Here is a 19,737-nt window from a genome sequence, read left to right as displayed (position 1 = left end):
TGTTGTTGCGGCTGTTGTTGCGGCTGTTGTTGCGGCTGTTGCTCGGGCCGTTGCTCGGGCCGTTGCTCGGGCCGTTACCAGGGCCGTTGCTCGGGCCGTTACCAGGGCCGCTGACGGCACCATGTCTCGTGCACGGTGCCGTTTTTTTCGCACGCTCGATATGTTCCGTAGAATATATCGAAACCAGCACTTCCGGAGATTCGCCATGCCCCGCACGCCGACGGATCGCGCCCCGCAGCGCACCGCACGGGAACAGCCGCTCGCGCACAAGATCAGTGCGCTCAGGCCGCTGTCGAGCGACGCACGTGCGCAGCAGGTCACGGATGTCGTCGATGCGTTTCGACGCCTGCGCGGCAGCGTCGTGCGCTTCATCCGGATGTTCTCGGCTGCGCACGCTGAAAACGCGCAGGACGATGCGCTGTCCGCGATGGGCTTTCGCGAACTGCTGTCCACGCTCGAAGACGACGCACGCACCGCCCGCTTCACGCGCCTGCCCGAACTCGAACGGGCGATCGGCCAGGCGCGCCACCTCGAACGCACACGCGACGACGTGTTCTCCGATTCGTTCAGCAACGACACGGCCGCGATGCGCGACGCGGTCGCCGCGCTGGAGCGCGTCGACGTGCTGTTCGTCGGGCTGTGCGTCGAGTACGTGATGGAGCGGCACGCGCCGGCATCGCGTCCCGTTTCACCATCAACCCCGGCATCGCCCTCCACCGCCCTGCCGCTCACCGACCGCCCAACCGCGCTCTGCTGACCGCACCACGCCGCGCCACGCCGCACCACGCCGCATTACCCGGTGATTTCCCCCGAATTTCGCTCGTTATATCCCGTGGTATATTTCGCGAATCTTTCGCGCATCCGTCACCGGCCCGACCGTGCCGGACAGAGGTCAACATGCACGTTCCGCCCTTTCGCCTTGCCCGCACGGCCGATCTCTCGTCGCCCAGCGGTAATCTGCCCGCGGCAACCGGCACGCGGGTCGACGCATGCTGCGCGCCGTCGCGCGCGCAACTGACCGAGCTGAAGCGCCGCACGCGCCTGTCCGAGCTCGATGCGAACCTGCACTGCTCGATCATCGGCACCTGCCTGACCACGCACGAGCTGCGCAGGCTCGTGCCGAAATACACCGACCTCGACCGCCAGCATGCGACCGACCTCGACATCCATCACGCCGCCGTCGAGCTCGCGATCGACGGCACGGCCGGCGCCAAGGCATTGCACAAGGCGCTTGACGAGCGTTACGCCGGCGCGATCCGCGCATTCGACAGCGCACAGGATGCGGATGACCTCCTTGCACGCTGGAAGGAAGCGCTGAAGAGCGGCGACATCCCGCCCGCCTACTGGGCGCTGATGACGCATCCGCGCACGACGATGGCCGTGCGCCAGGCCGCGTTCGGCGACCTGCACATGCTGTCGCACCTGGTCGGCGCGGCCAATCGCGCCGATATCCGGCGGCTGGTCGCGCTGGAGGAGGAGAATGCGGCGCTGCACGCGAAGATCGACCGGCAGCAGGCGCGCCTGCACGAAATGAGCGCGCAGCGCGACGCGGCGCTGCAGGAACGGGATGCCCTCGTTGCGCGCCGGAATGCACAGCCGCCGGCGGCTGAAAGCGCATTGCGCGACGAAGTCCACGAACTGCGCGAAGCATTGGCCGCGCGCGATGAGCGACTCGCGCTGCACACGAGCCGCCGCGAGGCTGCCGAACAGCGGATCGCCGCGGAACAGGCGAGCGCACGCGCGATGCGCGCGCGGCTCGACGACCTGATGGCGATGGTGAATACGCTGCGCGCCGAAGCGAGCGCGATCGAACAGGCGGTGCAGGCGTCGGCGGACGATCCCGCCGAACACGCGGCCGATCCGCTGTCGATCCTGCGGGTCACGCGTCTGGTCTACGTCGGCGGGCGCCCGGGCTCGAACCGTGCGATCAGGCGGATCGTCGAAGCGGCGGGCGGTGACGTGACGCTGCATGACGGCGGTATCGAGGATCGCAAGGGCCTGCTGGCCGCCGCGCTACCGGGCGCGCACATGGTCGTGTTCCCGGTCGACTGCATCGACCACGATTCGATGAACCTGCTCAAGCGCATCTGCGAACGCCACCACGTCGCGTACTACCCGCTGCGGACGGCCAGCGTCGCCAGCTTCGTCGAACTGATCGGGCGGCTCGATGCACAGGCGCGCGACGTCATGGCGCCGGATGCCGCCGCCGGCGGCACGCCGCGCTTCTGCCTGCGGCACGGCTAGACCTGATTCGCTTCGACGCGCTCCTCCTGCCCTTCAGCGGGTCGGTGCAAGCGCGTCGTCGGCGTCAACAGGCCCCGCGCTTCAGCGCCGTACCATTTTCGTGAGCGCGGCGATTTCGTCGGCACACGCCGCGTAGGCGCGCGCCTCGATCCCGCGATAGAGGCGGATGATCTCCTCGCCGACCGGCGTGAGCACGCTGCCGCCACCGCTCTGCCCGCCATGCTCGGACACCGTCGCCGGCGATTTCAGCGAGCGGTTCAGCTCGTCCATCAGCAGCCACGCACGCCGGTACGACATCTTCAGGCTGCGCGCCGCCGCCGAAATCGAACCGTGTTCGTGCACGGCTTCGAGCAGCGCGACCTTGCCCGGGCCGAGCGCGATCGTGTCGGCCTGCTGGATACGCATCCTGAATCGCACTTCAGGCTTGGGGTGTGCCGGTGTCTTCATGTTGTGCTGCCCTTTGAACGATGCGGGCAAGCATACACGATGGCCGATGCGACGCATGCCGGCCGCCTGCGCGCCGGTTCAGACCTCGAGCACGCGGGCGACGATGCCGGCCAGCCGCTTCACGTGGCGCGGCGCGGGCAGGAGGTCGGCGCCCGAGAACAGCAGCGGCGCGCCGTCGTCGATCGACAGCGGCGCGTCGCCGCATTCGAACGCGACGATCACGTGTTCGCCGACCGGCGTGTTGAACAGTTCATGCCAGGAAAACGTGACCGCGTAGCCGTCGTGCGCATGCGCGATGAACACCATGCGCTTGAAGTCGCCCGGCGTGTCGTTGCGCAGCCCGGCCGCGTCGAGCAGGTCCTTCAGCCGTGCGCCGCGATACGGTGCGACCGAGCGGATGAAGCGATTCGTCGTGAAGCAGCGCAGGTCGAACGGCTCGGCCGTCGCGCTCGCGTGCCGGCGCAGATCGTCGAGCGTCACCGTCATCGGCCGCACGAATGCGCCCGTCAGCGCGACCGAGCCTGCCGCCGCCGGCTGCACGTGTTGCGCCTGTTGCGCCTGCTGCGCCGAAAGCGCCGCCGTCCCTGCCCTCTCCATCGCCCGCCTCCATGACGGCCTGCCGGTGGGCAGGCCTGCGTCGTATCGGCGGATATATTACGCCGGGAAAAAACCGGCCGGCGGAATGCGCGCCGCATGGGCGGCATAACGCCGGCCGATCGCGCCCCGCGCCGCGCGGCGCTACGACAGCACGATGTTCTTGATGACCTTCTTCAGGCTCTTGAAGCTGTCGACCGATTCCGCCTTCGCGTCCGTCACCAGTGCGCCGATCCGCGCCGGCTCGCAGAAGCTGATCCGGCTGTTCGTTCCGAGCTTGCTGAAATCGGCCAGGATCGCGACGTCCGCCGCGTTGCTCACCATCGCGCGCGCCACTTCGGTTTCCATCCGGTCGTAATTGGTCGCGCCGCGGACGGCATCGACCCCGACCGGCGACAGCAGCGCGAGGTCGGCGCGATAGCGGAAGATCTCGGCGACCGTGCCGTCGCCGACGGTCGCGGCCGCGCGGGTGCCGATCATCCCGCCGAGCAGGATCGTCTCGTTCCTCGCCTGCCCCGGGTCGCTCGACCGCATCTTCAGCGCGACGTCGATCGAGTTCGTGACGATCGTGAGGCCCGACAGCTTCGCCAGTTCCTCGGCCAGCAGTGTCGTGGTCGTGCCCGCGTCGATGAACAGCGTCTGCGAGCCCGTGACCAGCCTGGCCGCCGCGCGGGCGATCGCCAGCTTCGCCTTCACGTGGGTCTGCGCGCGTTCGGCGATCGGCGCTTCGTCGCCCACCTGCACCGCGCCGCCGTGCACGCGCTTCAGTTCACCGAGCGCTTCGAGATCGACGAGATCGCGACGCACGGTTTCCCGCGACACGTTCAGGTCGGCCATGATCCGGTCGGTGGAAACCCGCTGCATCTTCGATAACAGAAGCCGGATCCTCTGGTATCGCTCTTCTTGCCACATGGAATGTCCTCGGAGTGAACGTCAATGTTATTCGAACGGCGAACTACGCAGCGCTCTCCTCCAGTTTTTTGATGCCGACGAGGGTCTGCAGGGATTGACGCACCGCCTGGCACTCGCTGCTCGTCATCTTTGAAAACACCACGTGGATGCGGTCGTCGTCCGGCGCGGCATCGTCCTGCTCGATGATGAACCGGACGATGCGCGCCTGGTCGATGCCGGGCATCGCCTGCAGCGACGTCAGTTTCACGGCGCCGCGGCTCGCGAGGATGCGCACGCCCCAGCGCTGCCGCGTCGCGAACAAGCGTTTCTCGATCGGCTTCAGGCCGGCCAGGATCGCGAGCACGATCGCCGTCGCGGCAATCGCGGCCACATACATGCCGCCGCCCACGGCCAGCCCGACCGCCGCCACGACCCACAGGCTCGCCGCGGTCGTCAGGCCGCGGATGATCTCGCCGCGCAGCATGATCGAACCGGCGCCGAGGAAGCCGATGCCCGACACCACCTGTGCGGCGACGCGCGACGGGTCCAGCGACACGTTCTTCGCGTTCTGGACGTCCGCGAAGCCGAACGCCGATACGACCATCACGAGCGCGGCACCCACCGCCACCAGCATGTGGGTGCGCAATCCGGCCGCCCACGACAGGCGCTCGCGCTCGATGCCGACGAGGCTGCCGAGCAATGCCGCCAGCAACAGGCGGGACACGATTTCCAGCTGACTGATCATTCGAGATCTCCTTGCTTTGCCTGGTCCATCCGATGAAGCGCGGCCCGCATGGGGCCGCCGTCCGGTTCTTCCTGCCCGCCCCGCCCGTTGCCGCACCCGACACCCGGCGAGTTGTATTTTTGTGCGATCTTGCGATTTTGTGCGTTCTAATATACGGTACGAAAAACTGCAAAGCCAGACCCAAGTTCGTTTGTTTCATCCGATCGGCACGATCAATCGTCAGACCATTCAGGCAACACGATCCGGAACACTTGCTTAGGAGACCAACATGATGAAGAAGGCATGGATGCTGGCCGCAACCCTGCTGGCGGCGCTGGCGACGGCCCCCGCTCACGCATCGGGAGGCGACGTCTGTAAAAAGGTGACGCTCGGCGACGTCGGCTGGAGCGACATCGCGGCCACCACCGGCGTCGCGATGATGCTGCTCGACGGGCTCGGTTACGAGGCGACCAAGACGATCGCGTCGCCGCCGATCGTGCTGGCCGGCGTGAAGAAGGCGCAGATCGACGCGTTCCTCGGCTACTGGGATCCGAGCATGACGCCGACGGTGAAGCCGTTCGTGGACGCCGGCGCCGTCCACCAGTTGCCGGAGCCCAACCTGGTCGGCGCGCGCTATACGCTGGCCGTGCCGCAATACGCATCCGACAAGGGGCTCAAGCGCTTCGCCGACATCGCCAGGTTCCGCGACCAGCTCGACGGCAAGATCTACGGGATCGGCGCCGGCAACAACGGCAACGCGCTGATCCAGCGAATGATCGACAAGAACGAGTTCGGGCTCGGCGGCTTCAAGCTGGTCGAATCGAGCGAGGCCGGCATGCTCGTGCAGGTGACGCGCGCCGTGCAGGAGCACCGGATGATCGTGTTCCTGGCCTGGGAGCCGCATCCGATGAACATCGACTACCGGATCACCTATCTCGACGGCGGCGACACCGTATTCGGCCCGAACTACGGGTCGGCGAAGGTCTACACGCTCGTCACGCCCGGCTATCTCGATCGCTGCCCGAACGTCGGCCGGCTGCTGACCAACCTGAAGTTCACGACCGACGAAGAGAACCAGCTGATGGTGCCGATCATGAATCACGCGGACCCGGTCGCGGTGGCCAGGGAATGGGCGAAGAAGCATCCGGACGTGCTGTCGAAGTGGCTCGACGGCGTGACGACCATCGACGGAAAGAATGCGAAGGATGCGATCGAGAAGCTGATCGGCGCGTAAGCCCGCAAGACAAGGAACCCGGCATGTACAAGAATCTCGCGCTGTTCGACCTCGACCACACGCTGCTGCCGCTCGACAGCGACCAGGCCTGGGCCCGCTTCATCTCGCGGGTCGGCTGGCGCGAGGACGACGCGCACGCCGCGCTGATCGACGAGCACTACGGTCATTACGCGGCCGGCACGCTCGACATGAACGCGTATCTCGCCGTGACGCTCGCGCCGCTCACCCGCTATCCGCGCAAGGTGCTCGAGCGCTGGCACGCGCGGTTCATGGACGAAGTGATCCGTCCGGCGATCACGCCGCAGGCGCGCGAGCTGGTCGGGCGGCATCGCGAAAACGGCGATCTCTGCTGCATCGTGACGGCGACCAACGTCTTCGTCACGCGGCCGATCGCGGCCGAATTCGGCATCGAGCACCTGCTCGGCATCGAACTCGATACCGACGACGGCACGCCGGACGGCGCGTTTACCGGGCGCAGCACCGGCGTGCCGAGCTTCCGCGAAGGAAAGATCGTGCGCACGACCGCGTGGCTGGAATCGCTCGGCTACGCGCCGTCGGATTTCGAGCGCACCTACTTCTACAGCGACTCGATCAACGACGTGCCGCTGCTGGATTACGTCACGCATCCGGTCGCCACCAATCCCGATTCGAGGCTTTTGCAGGTGGCAGGCACGCGCGGGTGGCCTGTCATGAAGTTGTTCTGATTCGGGCGATATTCTCTGCTGTCCATTTTCATGTCGGGAGGGGTAATGAAATACGGAACACGCAGCAACGGCCTCGATCATTCAGGAATCCGATTCGAGTCGAGTCGAAAGCATGTCGTCAGGTCGCGCCGATCGGAAAGCCGCTTTCCGCACTGGCGCGGCGTTTTCATGATCGCGCTGCTGTGCACGCTGGCCGCTTGCGGCGATGGCGACTCGGGCACCGCGGCCAACGTGGCGGCCGCGCGCGCGGCCGCACCGGGTTCGGCATCCACGCCCGTCCTGCACTGCGCGAGCGCGTGCCACTGACCGACGCTGGCCCCGGAGCCAGCCATCCACGACAGAGAGCGATCATGCAAAACAAACCCACGACACGACGTCAGTTCCTCGCCGATGCGTTGAAGCTCGCCGGCGCGACCGCGATCACGGGCATGCTGCCCGAAAGCATCGCGCGCGCCCAGGCCATTCCGGCAGCCACCGTCACCGGCACGATCCAGGACGTGAAGCACGTCGTGATCCTGATGCAGGAAAACCGTTCGTTCGACCACTACCTCGGCACGCTGGGCGGTGCGCGCGGCTTCGGCGATCCTCGGCCGGTCGTGATTTCGAGCGGGTACCCGGTGTGGCGCCAGCCCTGGCTGACGTCCTACGTGTTTCCGTTCAACCCGTCCCCGCCCTCCGGCACGGCGAACGGCGACACCTACTACGGCGACCTGGATCACAGCTGGAACGGCACGCACAGTGCCTGGAACAACGGCCGCTACGACAACTGGGCCGACGCGAAGACCAGCGGCACGATGTACTACTTCACGCAGAAGGACATCCCGTTCTACTACGCGCTGGCGAGCGCGTTCACGGTGTGCGACGCGTACCACTGCTCGATGCTCGGCCCGACCGACCCGAACCGCCTGTATCTGTGGACCGGGTGCTGCGGCAACGTCGCCGGCTACTCGCCGTACACGACGAACACAATGACGGGCACCGGCTGGACCACGATGCCGGAGCGCCTGAACACGGCCGGCGTCACGTGGAAGTTCTACCAGGACAAGGGCAACGGCCTGGATGCCGCACATGGCTACGGCGAATACAACGGCTCCAAAAGCGATCTCTGGTGGAACGGCAATTACGGCGACAACGTCATCCTGAACTTCAGGCAATACCAGAACCTCGGTGCAGGCGATCCGCTCGCGCCGGCGCTCAACGGCACGCAGATCGACCCGTCGGGCGGCGGCAAGGAATACGACACGAACCTCTTCAGCCAGCTGCGGGCCGACGTCGCCAACGGCACGCTGCCGCAGGTATCGTGGATCGCCGCGCCCTACGCATACTGCGAGCACCCGTCGTGGGCCGCGAGCGGCGGCGAATGGTACGTCAGCAGCGTCCTCGATGCGCTGACGTCGAATCCGGCGGTGTGGGCCAGCACGGTGCTGCTCGTCATGTACGACGAGAACGACGGGCTGTTCGATCACATGCCGCCGGCCGTCCCGGCCAGTTCCGCTGCCGGCACCGGCCGGTCCACGGTCTCGACGGCCGCCGAATTCGTCTCCGGCAGCGGCGCCGCATCGGACGGCTCGGCGAGCGGCGACGTGCCGATCGGGCTCGGCCCGCGCGTGCCGATGTTCGTGATCTCGCCGTGGTCGAAGGGCGGCAAGGTCAATTCGCAGGTCTTCGATCACACATCGGTGATCCGCTTTCTGGAAGCGCGCTTCGGGCTACAGGAAACCAACATCACGCCGTGGCGACGCACGGTCTGCGGCGACCTGACGTCGGCCTTCGATTTCTCGAACGCCGACCGGACGGTTCCCGCGATCCAGCCGCCGGCAAGCAACATGAACCCGAACGGCCCGGCCGTCCCGATCCCCTACCCGACCACCACCGCGGTGCCGGCGCAGACGGCCGGCCGCAGCACCGCCTGCCGCCTGCCCTACGAGTTTTTCGTGCAAGGCAAGGTCAACCGCGCCGGCAACACGCTGTCGCTGACGATGACCAACACCGGCACCGCCGGCGTCCACCTGCAGGCGTGGGTCGACGGCACGAGCACGATCCCCCGGCATTACACGATCGCGGCCGGCGCGGGCCGGTGCGCGAACCTGTCGGATTCGCTCGCGCTGAATGCCGGCGGCAGCTACGACTATTCCGTCTACGGCCCGAACGGCTTCCTGCAGACGTTCCGCGGCAGCATCGGTTCGTCCGGCAACACGGGATCGACCGCCGAAGTCAGCCTGTGCTACGACGTGGCCAACGGCAACGTGCAGATCACGCTCGACAACTCCGCCGGCTCGGCCGCGACGACGTTCCAGCTCACCGACAACGCGTACGGCATGAACACGCGGCAGTCGGTCACCGTCGCCGCCGGCGCGACACAAGCCGTCACGTGGTACGGCGACGGCGGCTGGTACGACGCCAGCATCCGCGACGCGAGCGATCCGAACTTCCTGCGCCGGGTAGCCGGCTGCGTGCAGGCGCAATCCGGCACCCTGCTCACGGATTCGGCGATCGGCAATACCGGCAAGAAGTTCGTCGCGTCGCTCGCGTCGCAGGGTTCGACGTTCGGCACGCTGCGGTTCGACTACGTCGCGCCGCCGTGGAGCCACAGCCCGAAGAACTGGGTGGGCATCTTCGCGCATGGCGCGCAGCCGACCAAGGGCAGCTACAAGTCGTGGGCGTACCTGCCGAAGAGCACCGGCTCGCTGCTGTTCTCGTCCACGGCCAACAGCACGCTGGCGTCGGGGCAGTACGACGCGTGGTATCTGTTCGACGACGGCTACACGCCGCTCGCGGGGCCCGTCACGATCAACATCTGACGGTAGCCTGACCGTGTCGTGCCGGCCGCCTCCATGGGGCCGGCACGCATTCGCCCTGCCCGCGCGACGGGCGCTACACGAGCAGACCCTCTTAGAACGCGCCGAACGGCCGCGTCAGGCGCGCGATCTGGATTTCGAGGATCCACAGCCCGGCCGCCGGCGCCGCATCGAAATCGCCGAGATTGCCGGCCTGGCAAATCAACCGGTGCAGGGTCGCGCTTCGTCGCGCCCGACAGCAAAAACGGGCGCTCCGATGGAGCGCCCGCTCGCGGGTGAGGTCGATCAGAACTTGTGACGCAGGCCGATCCGCGTGACGAACTGCGTGTTCGCGCCCGCGTTGCCGATGAACGAACTCGACGAGCCGATCTCCGCCTGCACCGGCACCGCGCGGCCATTGATCGTATTGCTGCCCGACGCCTTCTGGTAGGCCGCGCTGACGTACACGTCCGTGCGCTTCGACAGCGCATAGTCGACCGCGGCGTTGACCTGATGCCACTTGCCGTCGAAGCGGCCGTCGAGCTTCGAGAACGTATAGCCGAGGCCGCCGCTCAGGGCCGGCGTGAACGCATAGCGGCCGCCGATTTCGTAGTTGTTCAGCTTCGACGATTCGCCCGACAGCGGCACGAACTTCGTATGCGTCCAGTTCGCCCACACGAGGGCCGCCGCGATCGCATAACGCGCGCCGACGCCGACCGTCTCGAGATCGCGCAGCCCCTGCGTGTTGACGTTCGCGATGCCGACGCCGAACGCGGGCGTCGCGCCGTTCGGGAAGCGGATGTTCGTGTACGCGGCGCCGATGCCGAACGGCCCCTGCGCATAGTTCGCGCCGAAGCTGTACGCGCTCGACGAACCCTGCGAACCGTTCGTGCCGGTCGTGGTCGGCGTGCCCGCGAACTGCGTCGAGTTCGAGAAGCCGTACATCGCGCCGAACGTGAGGCCCGCAAAGTTCGCGCTCTGGAACTTCACGGCGTTGTTGATGCGGCTCGACGTCAGCTGGTCGAGATCGTTGATGTGATACGCGTAGTTGCCGGCCGGCGTCTGGCTGCCCATCGCGTAGTTCGCGCCGATGTAGTCGGTCGAGAACGAATACTGGCGGCCGAACGTCAGCGAGCCGATCCCGTTCTTCGACAGCCCGACGAACGCCTGCCGGCCGAACAGCGCACCGCCCTGGCCGATCGCGCCGTCACCGCTGCTGAAGCCGTTTTCCAGCACGAACAGCGCCTTCAGCCCGCCGCCGAGATCCTCGGTCCCGCGAATGCCCCAGCGGCTGCCCGACGCGACGCCGTCACCGTACTTGACGAGCTTGCCGTGGCCGCCCGACGTCGCGACCTTGTTCGAATACGTGATACCCGCATCGATCAGCCCGTAGAGCGTGACGCTGCTTTGCGCGTGCGCGGCGGTGCCGAACATCCCGAGTGCGGCTGCGGCCGCGATGGTCTTTTTCATGTTCACTTCCTGTTGTTGTCGACGCGCGTCTGCGTCGCAGCGTGACACGCGGCGTGTTGACGAATCACCGACTGATTGACGAACGCGAGCCACCGGATCGCCGCGCGCACAGACGCCTCATGCACATGCACGATGCTTCGTTTCGGTACCGGTATGGGCTTGCTGAAGTGGCATGCCGCGGGGCGGCCGCCTGTGTTGCAGCGCCGGCGAGCGTGCGCACCGAGTGCGCATGCCGCGACGACGCGTTGCTCCGGCGATGCAGGTCAGAATCTCTTCCGGCTTTCGTGGAGCGGGTGGACGACGTGGCGCCTGACGACGCCACGACCTTCGATATATTTTTCGGAATATATCGAGTTGTCACGAAACGGTAAACAATTATTCGGGTTCCTGTCGTCTTTCCTCCACAGGCGACCGACGGTCACCCGGATCGAAGTCGCGACGCACGACGGCCCGCATCGCGTCGATGCCGGCGACGGCCTCATGCCGAAATCCAGCATAATCAGGCGGTTGAAAGAGCGCCCTCGCCGGCGCATGCACCCCGCACACGTTTGCGTCGCCATCCGGTTCACGGTTTGCCCGCGTTTCGCCGTCAAGGGAGGAGCCAGTCTGTGCCGGTCTCGCGCACGGCGAACTGTGCGGGCGCAAAAATCCGCGGCACGCACACACTCGATGCGGCGCACCTCACGATGCCGGCGATCGCATCACCGACGACACCACGCCATCCCGCAGAAGACAGGACACCGACACATGGACCGAGCCGAACACATCAGCATCGAACAGACGAGCGCGCTTCCCGCCGACGAACTGGATCGATGCGACTTCTCGTTCGACATCGCGTGGGAATTGAACGCGCCGTATCAGGACTTGCTCGATCTGCGCGCGCTGCCGGCGCGCCGCAAGCACTACGGCTTCGATCCGGCCGGCTGGGCGGACGAGGCGACCGGCAAGACGGCGCTCTTTCGCGCGACGGCCGGCGGCCGGCTCGCCGGGTTCGTGGCGATCAGCCAGAGCTGGAACGGGATGGCCGAGATCGCGGAGCTGGCCGTCGACCGCCTCAGCCGACGGCAAGGCATCGGACAGTTGCTGCTCGCGGCCGCCGAATCCTGGGCGCGCAGCCACGGGTTCGGCTTCATGCGGCTGGAAACGCAGTCGAACAACATCGCCGCGTGCAGCACCTATGCCCGCTCGGGCTTCGTGCTGGGCGGCCACGATCGCCTGCTGTACGCGGACGACGAGAACGACGGTGAAGTCGCGCTGTTCTGGTACAAGGACCTGCGCGACGGGCAGACCGCACGGATCCGCACGGTCGACCCGGAATCGATGCGGCCGGCGCGCTGACGCACCGCCGAACGCGCGTCATCGCCGCATCTCACGCGCATCACATCCTGATCATGCCCGCGTCGCCACGATGAACAGACGCGGGAACGGCAGCAGCACGGTGCCGTCGGCAAACGCCGGATAGCCGCCCGGGCCGGCGATCGCGTCGCGATACCGCGCGAGAAACGCCGCGCGCTCGCCGTCGTCGAGCGCCGCGAGGAACGGCCGCAGCGCGCTGCCCTTGAACCATTCGACGACCGCATCGGCACCGCCGCGCAGCGGGTGGTAGTAGGTCGTGCGCCACACGTCCACGCGCGAGCACAGCGGCGACAGCAGCGCGTGGTAATGACGCGCATCGAACCGCTCGGTGCGCGCCGCGCCTTTCAGCTTGTCCGCCCACGGCCCGGCCGCGGCGACCTCGCGCATCAACCGATGCGCGGGTTCGTCGAGGTTGTCGGGCATCTGCACCGCCAGATGGCCGCCCGGCGCGAGGCGGCCGACGAGCGCCGGAAACAGCGTGTCGTGCGCGGGCACCCATTGCAGCACCGCATTCGCGAGAATCAGGTCGTAGCCGCCGGGATCGTCCCACGTGGAAATATCCACGACGTCGAAACGCAGGTCCGGCAGGCGCTTGCGCGCGGCGTCGATCATGTCCGCCGACGCATCGATTCCGTGGACCGTTGCGTCCGGCGCACGCGCGATCAGCGCCTCCGTCGAATTGCCGGGCCCGCAGCCGATGTCGATCGCGGTATGGATCGGCGTGTTCGGCACAGCGGCGAGCAGATCGCGGATCGGCCGCGTGCGTTCGTCCTCGAATTGCACGTACTGGGCCGCGTATCGATCGAGTGGGGTCGTCATGTCGTTCTCCTCGTGGTCGGCGTGGACGGCCGTGCCGCTGCCGGCGTGCGCGGTGCGGGGGGCCGTCGATGCGAAGCATTCTGCGGTCGTCGTGAAGTTCAGTAAAATGAATTTAATATCGTGATTGATTCAAAATTCTGATGAAGATCGATACGCTCGGTGTTCAGGCTTTCGTCGCGATCGCCGACGGCGGCAGCTTCCGGCAGGCGGCCGATACGCTGCACGTCACGCAGACGGCCATCACGCAGCGGCTGCGCAAGCTCGAAACCTTTCTCGGCGTCGCGCTCGTCGAGCGCACCACGCGCCGCACCACCCTCACCGAAATCGGCCGGCGCTTCCTGCCGCAAGCGCGCCGGCTGCTGAACGAGCTGTCCGACGCGCTCACCGAAATTCGCGAAACCGGCCTGAGCCAGCGCGGCGACGTCACGATCGCGTGCGTGCCGACGGTCGGCGTGCAATACCTGCCCCGCATCCTGCGCGCATTCTCCGCGCACCGCCCGCACGATCGCGTGAAGATCCTCGATCACGCGTCGGCGTCGGTGCTGCAGGCCGTGCTGCATCGCGAGGCCGAGTTCGGCATCGGCATCGCCGGCGACCAGCATCCCGAACTGGTCAACGTCCCGCTGACGAGCGACCCGTACGTACTCGTGTGCCGCGACGATCATCCGCTCGCGAAGCGGCGGCGCATTCGCTGGGCCGCCCTGAAACCGCATCCGCTGATCTTCGCAGGCGAAGTGAGCGGCAATCGCGGGCTGCTCGACGGCGCGCTGAAGACGAGCGGCGTGTCGCTGCATTCGTTCTACGAAGTACAACGCAGCTCGACGGCGCTCGGGCTCGTCGCGGAGGGGCTCGGCGCGGCGGTGGTGCCGAAGCTCGCGATCCAGAAGAACGCGTACCCGATGATCCGCACGATCGAACTCGTCGAGCCCGCGGTGTCGCGCACGCTCGTGCTCGTCACGCGCCGGAGCGCGCAACTGTCGCCGGCCGCCCGTGCGTTGTACGACATGATCGTCGAACAGGCGACACCCTCTCGATAGTGACAGTCGCGCGTCACGAAGGCCATGCCTTCGGGTAGTATCGCGTCACGCGGTCGCGACGAACGGTGCCTACCCGGCGCCGCACGCGTCATGCCGCCGCTGCAACGGCCGTTCCTCACCACCCCTGCACGGAGCACCGCATGGCCTATCGCAACTACCACAAGCGCAAGATTGCAGACCGGGAACTCCATCCCGAAACCCAGATGATGTCGTACGGCTACGATCCGTTCCTGTCGGAAGGATCGGTGAAGCCGCCCGTGTTCCTCACGTCGACGTTCGCGTTCCGCACGGCCGAGGACGGCGCCGAATTCTTCGACGTCGTGGCCGGGCGCAAGCCTTCGCCGGAAGGCGAAGGCGCGGGCCTCGTCTACAGCCGTTTCAATCACCCGAACCTGGAGATCGTCGAGGATCGCCTCGCGCTGCTCGACGATTCCGAAGCCGCCGTCGTGACGTCGAGCGGCATGTCGGCAATCGCCGCGATCCTGCTGACGTTCCTGCGGCCGGGCGACTGCGTCGTCCAGTCCGTGCCGCTGTACGGCGGCACCGAAACGCTGATCTCGAAGTTCCTGCCCGAGTGGGGCATCCGCTCCGAAGTGATCGCCGACGGGCTGTCCACCAGCGCGATCCGCGCCGCGCTCGAAGCGGCCGCGCAAAAGGGCAACGTGCGGATGTGCTACATCGAGACGCCCGCCAACCCGACCAACGCGCTGTTCGACCTCGACGGGCTGCGCAGCGAAATCGATGCGTTCGAGGCGCGGCACGGCTACCGCCCGCTGTCGGTCTGCGACAACACCCTGCTCGGGCCGCTGTATCAGAAGCCGTCGCGGCAGGGCATCGACCTGAGCGTGTACTCGCTGACGAAATACATCGGCGGGCATAGCGACCTCGTCGCCGGCGGCGTGACCGGCACCCGCGACCTGATCACGAAGATCCGCTCGGTCCGCAGCACGCTCGGCTCGCAGCTCGACCCGCATTCGTCGTGGATGATCACCCGCTCGATGGAAACGCTCGTACTGCGCATGCAGCAGGCCGCGCGCAGCGGCAGCGCCGTCGCCCGCTGGCTCGCCGGCAATCCGCATCGACCGGTGCGCGTGCTGCATCCCGAGCTCATCGACGATCCGGCCTACCAGGCCGTCTACCGGCGCCAGTGCAGCGGGCCCGGCTCGACGTTCGCGTTCATCCTCGACGGCGGCCGCGAGCAGGCATTCAGGTTCATCAACCACCTGACGCTCTTCAAGTCCGCGGTCAGTCTCGGCGGCACGGAGTCGCTGATCTGCCATCCGGCGTCGACGACGCATTCGGGCGTGCCGGCCGCAGCGCGCGCAGCGGCCGGTGTGTCGGAAGGGTTGATTCGCGTGTCGGTCGGGCTCGAACATCCGGACGACCTGATCGCCGACCTGTCGTACGCGCTGGAGCATTGCTGACGCGGATGGCGTGTGCCCCGTGCCGCCGGTACGGGGCACGCTGCCGACGCCCGGACGCCGACGCCCGGATGCCGACGTTCGAGCTCCGTCGTCGTGCTCGCTCGAGGATCAACACGATGAACACCACGCGGCATTCGTACCGGATCGCCGATCTGCAAGGCGTGCCGATCGCGACCATGACGATCGTGCAGGAAATCGACAAGCTGGACGCGTTGCCCGATCGCTGCTGCACGGGCCGCGTGTCCGTCGAATTCGAATACCGGGAGTCGCCATTCGGATCGCCCACCCGGGTCAGGAAATTCCCGTTCAGCGAACGATGGCTTCCGCTCGACGATTCGTCGTTCAAGATGCACATCGGCGACTTCATGCTTCCGCCGGAATTGTGCTGCCGGGGCATCGGCACGCTGTGCTGGTCGGAGATCCATCGAACGCTTCCCCTTCCGCCGGGCTTCTCGCTCCTGCTCGCCGGCAGCCTCAGCGACAAGGACGCAACGATGACCGGCCACATTCTCGGGAAGACGCAAACGATCAAAAACATCGAACGCCGGAACGCATTCTGGCGCCGCATGCTGGATCCGGCCCATCAGACGTTCGTATCCGACGCGAACGGCGAAGGATATTTCAGAGGCCGGTTCGTCGATCCGGCCACTCACGCCAGCTACACGCGAAAGGCGATCGCCACGAGAATCTGAGCGCGCGACGCGCGCCGGCCGAACCGGTTCATAGCACCTTCACCATGAACACGCGCGACGTGCCTTCCGGTTCGCACGGCACTTCGCCGAATGCTTCGTAACCCTGCTTCCGGTAGAAATCCGGCGCCTGGAACGAGATCGTGTAGAGCACCGCCCGCGCGCATCCGCGTCGTTTCGCTTCCGCTTCGGCCTCGCGCAGCAGCCGGCTGCCGAACCCGCCGCCGCGCAACGATTCGGGCAGGTAGAACAGATCGATGAAGAAAAGACCGAGCGACGTGCGCCCCGTCAGGCCGCCGACGATCTCGCCCGTCGCTGGATCGGTCACGTACACGTCGAGCGTGGCCGCGTCGGCGCGCCCCGTCATCGCGTGATTGAATTCGCCGAGCTTGCGGCTGATGAAATCGTGTGCGGCCGGCTGCTCGATGTCGGTCAGTCGCAGGGTAACGTCGGGAAGGGCTGTCATCGGGAGAACGCGTGCGTGAAAGGGCCGCCGGGTGTATCGCACCGTCAGCGGGCGTCGCACGACTATAGCGCGTCGCCCGCCGCGTGGCGACCGCGCTACTCGCGCGCGATATCGCGTGCGATGTGGAATTCCCTCGCATCGTTCGGCCACATCGGGAACCCGAAACCCGGCGCCGAAGGCACCATCGCGAATCGCGGCGGCTGCGCCGCCTTGCACGCGGCATCGTCGCCGTTACCGTAGCCGACCCACTCGGTCATGAGCGAGCGCACCGCACACGATCGCCCCGTTTCCCTCCCCCGAGCAAGCAACCACTGTAAGCGGCGGGCCCGTCATGCGCCCGCCGTCGCTTTCGTCATGCCGTCACACCATCATGCCCGCGCTCACGCCACCGCGAACGCCGCCTTCATGTCGGCCACGCGGCGCCGTTCGCGCGCGATCATCATCCGGTTCACGACGATCACGCCGATCGTCACGGCCGTGATGAACAGCGTCGCCAGCGCGTTCATCTCCGGGTTCAGCCCCAGCCGCACGCGCGAGAACACCACCAGCGGCAGCGTCGTCGACCCCGGCCCCGACAGGAACGCCGACAGCACCAGGTCGTCGATCGACAGCGTGAACGACAGCAGCCACCCCGACAGCAGCGCCTGCGAGATCAGCGGCAGCGTCACCACGAAGAACACCTTCAGCGGCGTCGCGCCCAGATCGAGCGCCGCCTCCTCCAACGACTTGTTCATCTCCTTCACGCGCGACTGCACGATGATCGCCACGTACGACACGCACAGCATCACGTGCCCGATCCAGATCGTCACCATCCCGCGCCCCTTCGGCCAGCCGAACATCTGCTCCAGCGCAACGAACAGCAACAACAGCGAGATGCCCTGGATCACTTCCGGAATCACCAGCGGCGCGTTGATCATCCCCGTGTACAGCGTGAAGCCCTTGAAACGGCCGAAGCGCGCGAGCACGAAACCCGCCCACGTGCCGATCACCACCGACGCGGTGGCCGTCAAGAGGCCGATCTTCAGCGACAGCCACGCGGCGGTCAGCAGCTCGTCGTCGTCCAGCAGCGCGCTGTACCACTTCAGCGAGAAGCCCGACCACACCGTCACCAGCTTCGACTCGTTGAACGAGTACACCACCAGGCTGATGATCGGGATGTACAGGAACAGGAAGCCGAAGGCGAGGACGCCCGTCGACAGCGGTTTGCTCGGCTTGATCATTTCGCGTCCTCCAGTTCCTTGACCTGGTAGTACTGGAACAGCGCCATCGGCACCAGCAGCAGCATCACCATCGCGACCGTCACCGCGGACGCCATCGGCCAGTCCATGTTGTTGAAGAATTCATCCCACATCACGCGCCCGATCATCAGCGTGTCGGCGCCGCCCAACAGTTCCGGAATCACGTACTCGCCCACCGCCGGGATGAACACCAGCAGGCTGCCGGCGATGATCCCGTTCTTCGACAGCGGCAGCGTGATGCGCGTGAACGCGACCCACGGCTTCGCGCCCAGGTCGTACGCGGCCTCGAGCAGCGTGAGGTCCATCTTCACGAGGTGCGCGTACAGCGGCATCACCATGAACGGCAGGTACGAATAGACCATCCCGATGTAGACGCCCGCGTCGCTGTGATAGAGGCGCAGCGGCGTGTGGATGATGCCCAGCGCGATCAGCGTGTGGTTCAGGAGGCCGTCGTCCTTCAGGATGCCGATCCATGCGTACACGCGAATCAGGAACGACGTCCAGAACGGCAGCATCACGGCCATCATCAGCACGTTGCGGCGGTTCGGTTCCGAGCGCGCGATGTAGTACGCCATCGGATAGCCGATCAGCAGGCACAGCACGGTCGACACGGCGGCCATCTTCAGCGAGCTGAGGTAGGTCGCGATGTACAGGTCGTCCTGCAGCAGGAACGCGTAGTGCGACAGCTGCAGCGCGAAGTGCACGACACCGTCCTTGATCTCGACGAGCGACGTGTACGGCGGGATGCCCATCACCTGGTCGGCGAAGCTGATCTTCAGCACCAGCACGAACGGCAGCGCGAAGAAGACTGCGAGCCACACGAACGGCACGCCGATCGCGACGCTGCGGCCCGACGGCAGGAAGCGCGACAGCATGGAGAAACGGCCCGGGCGCGATCTGCCGGCGCCGGTGCTCGCGGCGCCGGCAGACACCGGCGCGGACGGAGTGGAAGCGGAGGTTCTCATCGTGGCGTCCTCACTGCGTCAGCACGACGCCGCTGGCCGGCGACCACGACACGAACACGTCGTCGTTCCACGCCGGCGCGTTGTCGTTCATCAGGTGCGAGCTCGACAGGTTCGACACCACCGTCTTGCCGCTCGGCAGGCGCACGTGGTACAGCGAGTAGCTGCCCATGTACGCGATGTCGGTCACGACGCCGCGCGCCCAGTTGTGTTTCGAGCCCGGCTTCTCGCGCGACACGTGCACGCGCTCCGGGCGCACCGAGATGCCGACCGGCATCCCGAGCGGGCCGGTCACGCCGTGGCTCACGTACATGCGCGCTTCGAGATCGTCGCTCTCGACGAAGATGTGGTCGGGTTCGTCCTCGACCACGCGTCCTTCGAACAGGTTGGTCGAGCCGATGAATTCGGCCGAGAAACGGCTGTTCGGGTATTCGTAGACTTCGCCGGGCGAGCCGATCTGCACGATCTTGCCTTCGCTCATCACCGCGAGGCGGCTCGCCATCGTCATCGCTTCTTCCTGGTCGTGCGTGACCATCACGCAGGTCACGTCGACCTTCTCGATGATGTTCACCAGTTCGAGCTGGGTCTTCTGGCGGATCTTCTTGTCGAGCGCGGACATCGGCTCGTCGAGCAGCAGCAGCTTCGGGCGCTTGACCAGCGA

Annotated in this window: 21 protein-coding genes; 10 read left to right on the top strand and 11 right to left on the bottom strand. The window is 66.6% G+C overall.

The features are described 5' to 3' along the window. The first annotated feature begins 205 nt into the window (after positions 1 to 205). Entirely contained in the window at positions 206 to 757 is a 552-nt protein-coding gene (locus tag ABY44_RS37775) for a hypothetical protein (protein ID WP_060171669.1), read from the top strand. A gap of 140 nt (positions 758 to 897) precedes the next feature. Next, positions 898 to 2,244 carry a DUF2325 domain-containing protein gene (locus ABY44_RS37770; protein WP_060171671.1) on the top strand — a complete coding sequence of 449 codons (1,347 nt, stop codon included), beginning with the start codon at positions 898 to 900 and terminating at the stop codon, positions 2,242 to 2,244. An 81-nt stretch (positions 2,245 to 2,325) separates the two neighbouring features. Here ABY44_RS37770 and ABY44_RS37765 read toward each other — a convergent pair whose 3' ends face one another. From ABY44_RS37765 to ABY44_RS37750, 4 genes are all read right to left on the bottom strand, one after another. Further along, complete coding sequence (locus tag ABY44_RS37765; protein ID WP_021159959.1) at positions 2,326 to 2,649, bottom strand: winged helix-turn-helix domain-containing protein; 324 nt, start codon at positions 2,647 to 2,649, stop codon at positions 2,326 to 2,328. Between the two features lie 120 nt (positions 2,650 to 2,769). After that, on the bottom strand, positions 2,770 to 3,288 hold the full coding sequence (locus ABY44_RS37760) for a molybdopterin-dependent oxidoreductase (RefSeq protein WP_060171673.1): 519 nt from the start codon (positions 3,286 to 3,288) through the stop codon (positions 2,770 to 2,772). A gap of 141 nt (positions 3,289 to 3,429) precedes the next feature. Beyond that, the gene (locus tag ABY44_RS37755; protein ID WP_027789869.1) at positions 3,430 to 4,197 is read right to left on the bottom strand and encodes a DeoR/GlpR family DNA-binding transcription regulator; all 768 of its coding nucleotides are present in this window, start codon (positions 4,195 to 4,197) and stop codon (positions 3,430 to 3,432) included. Positions 4,198 to 4,240: 43 nt separating this feature from the next. Beyond that, positions 4,241 to 4,921: an MgtC/SapB family protein gene (locus tag ABY44_RS37750; RefSeq protein ID WP_027789870.1), complete on the bottom strand. Its 681-nt coding sequence runs from the start codon at positions 4,919 to 4,921 to the stop codon at positions 4,241 to 4,243. 268 nt (positions 4,922 to 5,189) lie between these two features. Between ABY44_RS37750 and ABY44_RS37745 the strand changes: the two genes are divergently transcribed. From ABY44_RS37745 to ABY44_RS37730, 4 genes are all read left to right on the top strand, one after another. Next, complete coding sequence (locus tag ABY44_RS37745) at positions 5,190 to 6,134, top strand: choline ABC transporter substrate-binding protein (protein WP_060171674.1); 945 nt, start codon at positions 5,190 to 5,192, stop codon at positions 6,132 to 6,134. 23 nt (positions 6,135 to 6,157) lie between these two features. Further along, positions 6,158 to 6,838, top strand: a complete 681-nt coding sequence (locus ABY44_RS37740; protein WP_021159955.1) for an HAD family hydrolase — start codon at positions 6,158 to 6,160, stop codon at positions 6,836 to 6,838. 168 nt (positions 6,839 to 7,006) lie between these two features. Then, entirely contained in the window at positions 7,007 to 7,144 is a 138-nt protein-coding gene (locus tag ABY44_RS37735) for a hypothetical protein (protein WP_226127085.1), read from the top strand. Positions 7,145 to 7,188: 44 nt separating this feature from the next. After that, positions 7,189 to 9,639 carry a phosphocholine-specific phospholipase C gene (locus ABY44_RS37730; RefSeq protein WP_060171676.1) on the top strand — a complete coding sequence of 817 codons (2,451 nt, stop codon included), beginning with the start codon at positions 7,189 to 7,191 and terminating at the stop codon, positions 9,637 to 9,639. A 282-nt stretch (positions 9,640 to 9,921) separates the two neighbouring features. On the opposite strand, the gene ABY44_RS37725 is transcribed toward ABY44_RS37730, so the two are convergent. Further along, positions 9,922 to 11,085, bottom strand: a complete 1,164-nt coding sequence (locus ABY44_RS37725; protein ID WP_060171678.1) for a porin — start codon at positions 11,083 to 11,085, stop codon at positions 9,922 to 9,924. A 747-nt stretch (positions 11,086 to 11,832) separates the two neighbouring features. On the opposite strand from ABY44_RS37725, the gene ABY44_RS37720 reads away from it, so the two are divergent. Next, positions 11,833 to 12,423: a GNAT family N-acetyltransferase gene (locus tag ABY44_RS37720; protein ID WP_060171680.1), complete on the top strand. Its 591-nt coding sequence runs from the start codon at positions 11,833 to 11,835 to the stop codon at positions 12,421 to 12,423. 51 nt (positions 12,424 to 12,474) lie between these two features. Here ABY44_RS37720 and tam read toward each other — a convergent pair whose 3' ends face one another. Further along, entirely contained in the window at positions 12,475 to 13,260 is a 786-nt protein-coding gene (gene tam, locus ABY44_RS37715) for a trans-aconitate 2-methyltransferase (protein ID WP_060171682.1), read from the bottom strand. Between the two features lie 140 nt (positions 13,261 to 13,400). Here tam and ABY44_RS37710 point away from each other — a divergent pair, with 140 nt between their 5' ends. The 3 genes from ABY44_RS37710 to ABY44_RS37700 all read left to right on the top strand — a co-directional run bounded on the left by ABY44_RS37710 (position 13,401) and on the right by ABY44_RS37700 (position 16,413). Beyond that, positions 13,401 to 14,297, top strand: coding sequence for a LysR family transcriptional regulator (locus ABY44_RS37710; RefSeq protein ID WP_060171684.1), 897 nt, complete (start codon positions 13,401 to 13,403; stop codon positions 14,295 to 14,297). A gap of 140 nt (positions 14,298 to 14,437) precedes the next feature. Then, a complete protein-coding gene (locus tag ABY44_RS37705) occupies positions 14,438 to 15,721 on the top strand; it encodes a cystathionine gamma-synthase family protein (protein ID WP_060171686.1) in 1,284 nt (427 codons plus the stop codon). 116 nt (positions 15,722 to 15,837) lie between these two features. Next, the gene (locus tag ABY44_RS37700) at positions 15,838 to 16,413 is read left to right on the top strand and encodes a hypothetical protein (protein ID WP_060171688.1); all 576 of its coding nucleotides are present in this window, start codon (positions 15,838 to 15,840) and stop codon (positions 16,411 to 16,413) included. Positions 16,414 to 16,441: 28 nt separating this feature from the next. On the opposite strand, the gene ABY44_RS37695 is transcribed toward ABY44_RS37700, so the two are convergent. The 5 genes from ABY44_RS37695 to ABY44_RS37675 form a co-directional block, all read right to left on the bottom strand. Further along, on the bottom strand, positions 16,442 to 16,876 hold the full coding sequence (locus ABY44_RS37695; RefSeq protein ID WP_027789881.1) for a GNAT family N-acetyltransferase: 435 nt from the start codon (positions 16,874 to 16,876) through the stop codon (positions 16,442 to 16,444). Between the two features lie 95 nt (positions 16,877 to 16,971). Then, positions 16,972 to 17,133, bottom strand: coding sequence for a hypothetical protein (locus ABY44_RS37690; protein WP_155637859.1), 162 nt, complete (start codon positions 17,131 to 17,133; stop codon positions 16,972 to 16,974). A gap of 123 nt (positions 17,134 to 17,256) precedes the next feature. Then, complete coding sequence (locus ABY44_RS37685; protein ID WP_027788939.1) at positions 17,257 to 18,096, bottom strand: ABC transporter permease subunit; 840 nt, start codon at positions 18,094 to 18,096, stop codon at positions 17,257 to 17,259. Beyond that, positions 18,093 to 19,079: an ABC transporter permease subunit gene (locus ABY44_RS37680; protein ID WP_060173882.1), complete on the bottom strand. Its 987-nt coding sequence runs from the start codon at positions 19,077 to 19,079 to the stop codon at positions 18,093 to 18,095. Before ABY44_RS37680 ends, ABY44_RS37685 begins: the two co-directional genes overlap by 4 nt. 10 nt (positions 19,080 to 19,089) lie before the next feature. Further along, positions 19,090 to 19,737, bottom strand: a 648-nt coding sequence (locus ABY44_RS37675; RefSeq protein WP_155635811.1) for a TOBE domain-containing protein, incomplete at its 5' end; no start/stop codon positions are given.

This window comes from Burkholderia sp. ZZQ-2 (genome assembly GCF_050768715.1).
GTDB classification, from domain to species: domain Bacteria; phylum Pseudomonadota; class Gammaproteobacteria; order Burkholderiales; family Burkholderiaceae; genus Burkholderia; species Burkholderia cepacia.
Note: the sequence above shows the minus strand (reverse complement) of the source record. Positions and strands in the feature narration are given on the sequence as shown.

Coding starts and splice junctions, on each gene's coding strand:
- ABY44_RS37755 (WP_027789869.1), bottom strand. CDS start 4,197: ATGTGGCAAGAAGAGCGATACCAGAGGATCCGGCTTCTGTTATCGAAG.
- ABY44_RS37735 (WP_226127085.1), top strand. CDS start 7,007: ATGATCGCGCTGCTGTGCACGCTGGCCGCTTGCGGCGATGGCGACTCG.
- ABY44_RS37695 (WP_027789881.1), bottom strand. CDS start 16,876: ATGACAGCCCTTCCCGACGTTACCCTGCGACTGACCGACATCGAGCAG.
- ABY44_RS37720 (WP_060171680.1), top strand. CDS start 11,833: ATGGACCGAGCCGAACACATCAGCATCGAACAGACGAGCGCGCTTCCC.
- ABY44_RS37730 (WP_060171676.1), top strand. CDS start 7,189: ATGCAAAACAAACCCACGACACGACGTCAGTTCCTCGCCGATGCGTTG.
- ABY44_RS37725 (WP_060171678.1), bottom strand. CDS start 11,085: ATGAAAAAGACCATCGCGGCCGCAGCCGCACTCGGGATGTTCGGCACC.
- ABY44_RS37765 (WP_021159959.1), bottom strand. CDS start 2,649: ATGCGTATCCAGCAGGCCGACACGATCGCGCTCGGCCCGGGCAAGGTC.
- ABY44_RS37750 (WP_027789870.1), bottom strand. CDS start 4,921: ATGATCAGTCAGCTGGAAATCGTGTCCCGCCTGTTGCTGGCGGCATTG.
- ABY44_RS37705 (WP_060171686.1), top strand. CDS start 14,438: ATGGCCTATCGCAACTACCACAAGCGCAAGATTGCAGACCGGGAACTC.
- ABY44_RS37770 (WP_060171671.1), top strand. CDS start 898: ATGCACGTTCCGCCCTTTCGCCTTGCCCGCACGGCCGATCTCTCGTCG.
- ABY44_RS37700 (WP_060171688.1), top strand. CDS start 15,838: ATGAACACCACGCGGCATTCGTACCGGATCGCCGATCTGCAAGGCGTG.
- ABY44_RS37685 (WP_027788939.1), bottom strand. CDS start 18,096: ATGATCAAGCCGAGCAAACCGCTGTCGACGGGCGTCCTCGCCTTCGGC.
- ABY44_RS37760 (WP_060171673.1), bottom strand. CDS start 3,288: ATGGAGAGGGCAGGGACGGCGGCGCTTTCGGCGCAGCAGGCGCAACAG.
- ABY44_RS37740 (WP_021159955.1), top strand. CDS start 6,158: ATGTACAAGAATCTCGCGCTGTTCGACCTCGACCACACGCTGCTGCCG.
- ABY44_RS37680 (WP_060173882.1), bottom strand. CDS start 19,079: ATGAGAACCTCCGCTTCCACTCCGTCCGCGCCGGTGTCTGCCGGCGCC.
- ABY44_RS37775 (WP_060171669.1), top strand. CDS start 206: ATGCCCCGCACGCCGACGGATCGCGCCCCGCAGCGCACCGCACGGGAA.
- ABY44_RS37745 (WP_060171674.1), top strand. CDS start 5,190: ATGATGAAGAAGGCATGGATGCTGGCCGCAACCCTGCTGGCGGCGCTG.
- ABY44_RS37690 (WP_155637859.1), bottom strand. CDS start 17,133: ATGACCGAGTGGGTCGGCTACGGTAACGGCGACGATGCCGCGTGCAAG.
- tam (WP_060171682.1), bottom strand. CDS start 13,260: ATGACGACCCCACTCGATCGATACGCGGCCCAGTACGTGCAATTCGAG.
- ABY44_RS37710 (WP_060171684.1), top strand. CDS start 13,401: ATGAAGATCGATACGCTCGGTGTTCAGGCTTTCGTCGCGATCGCCGAC.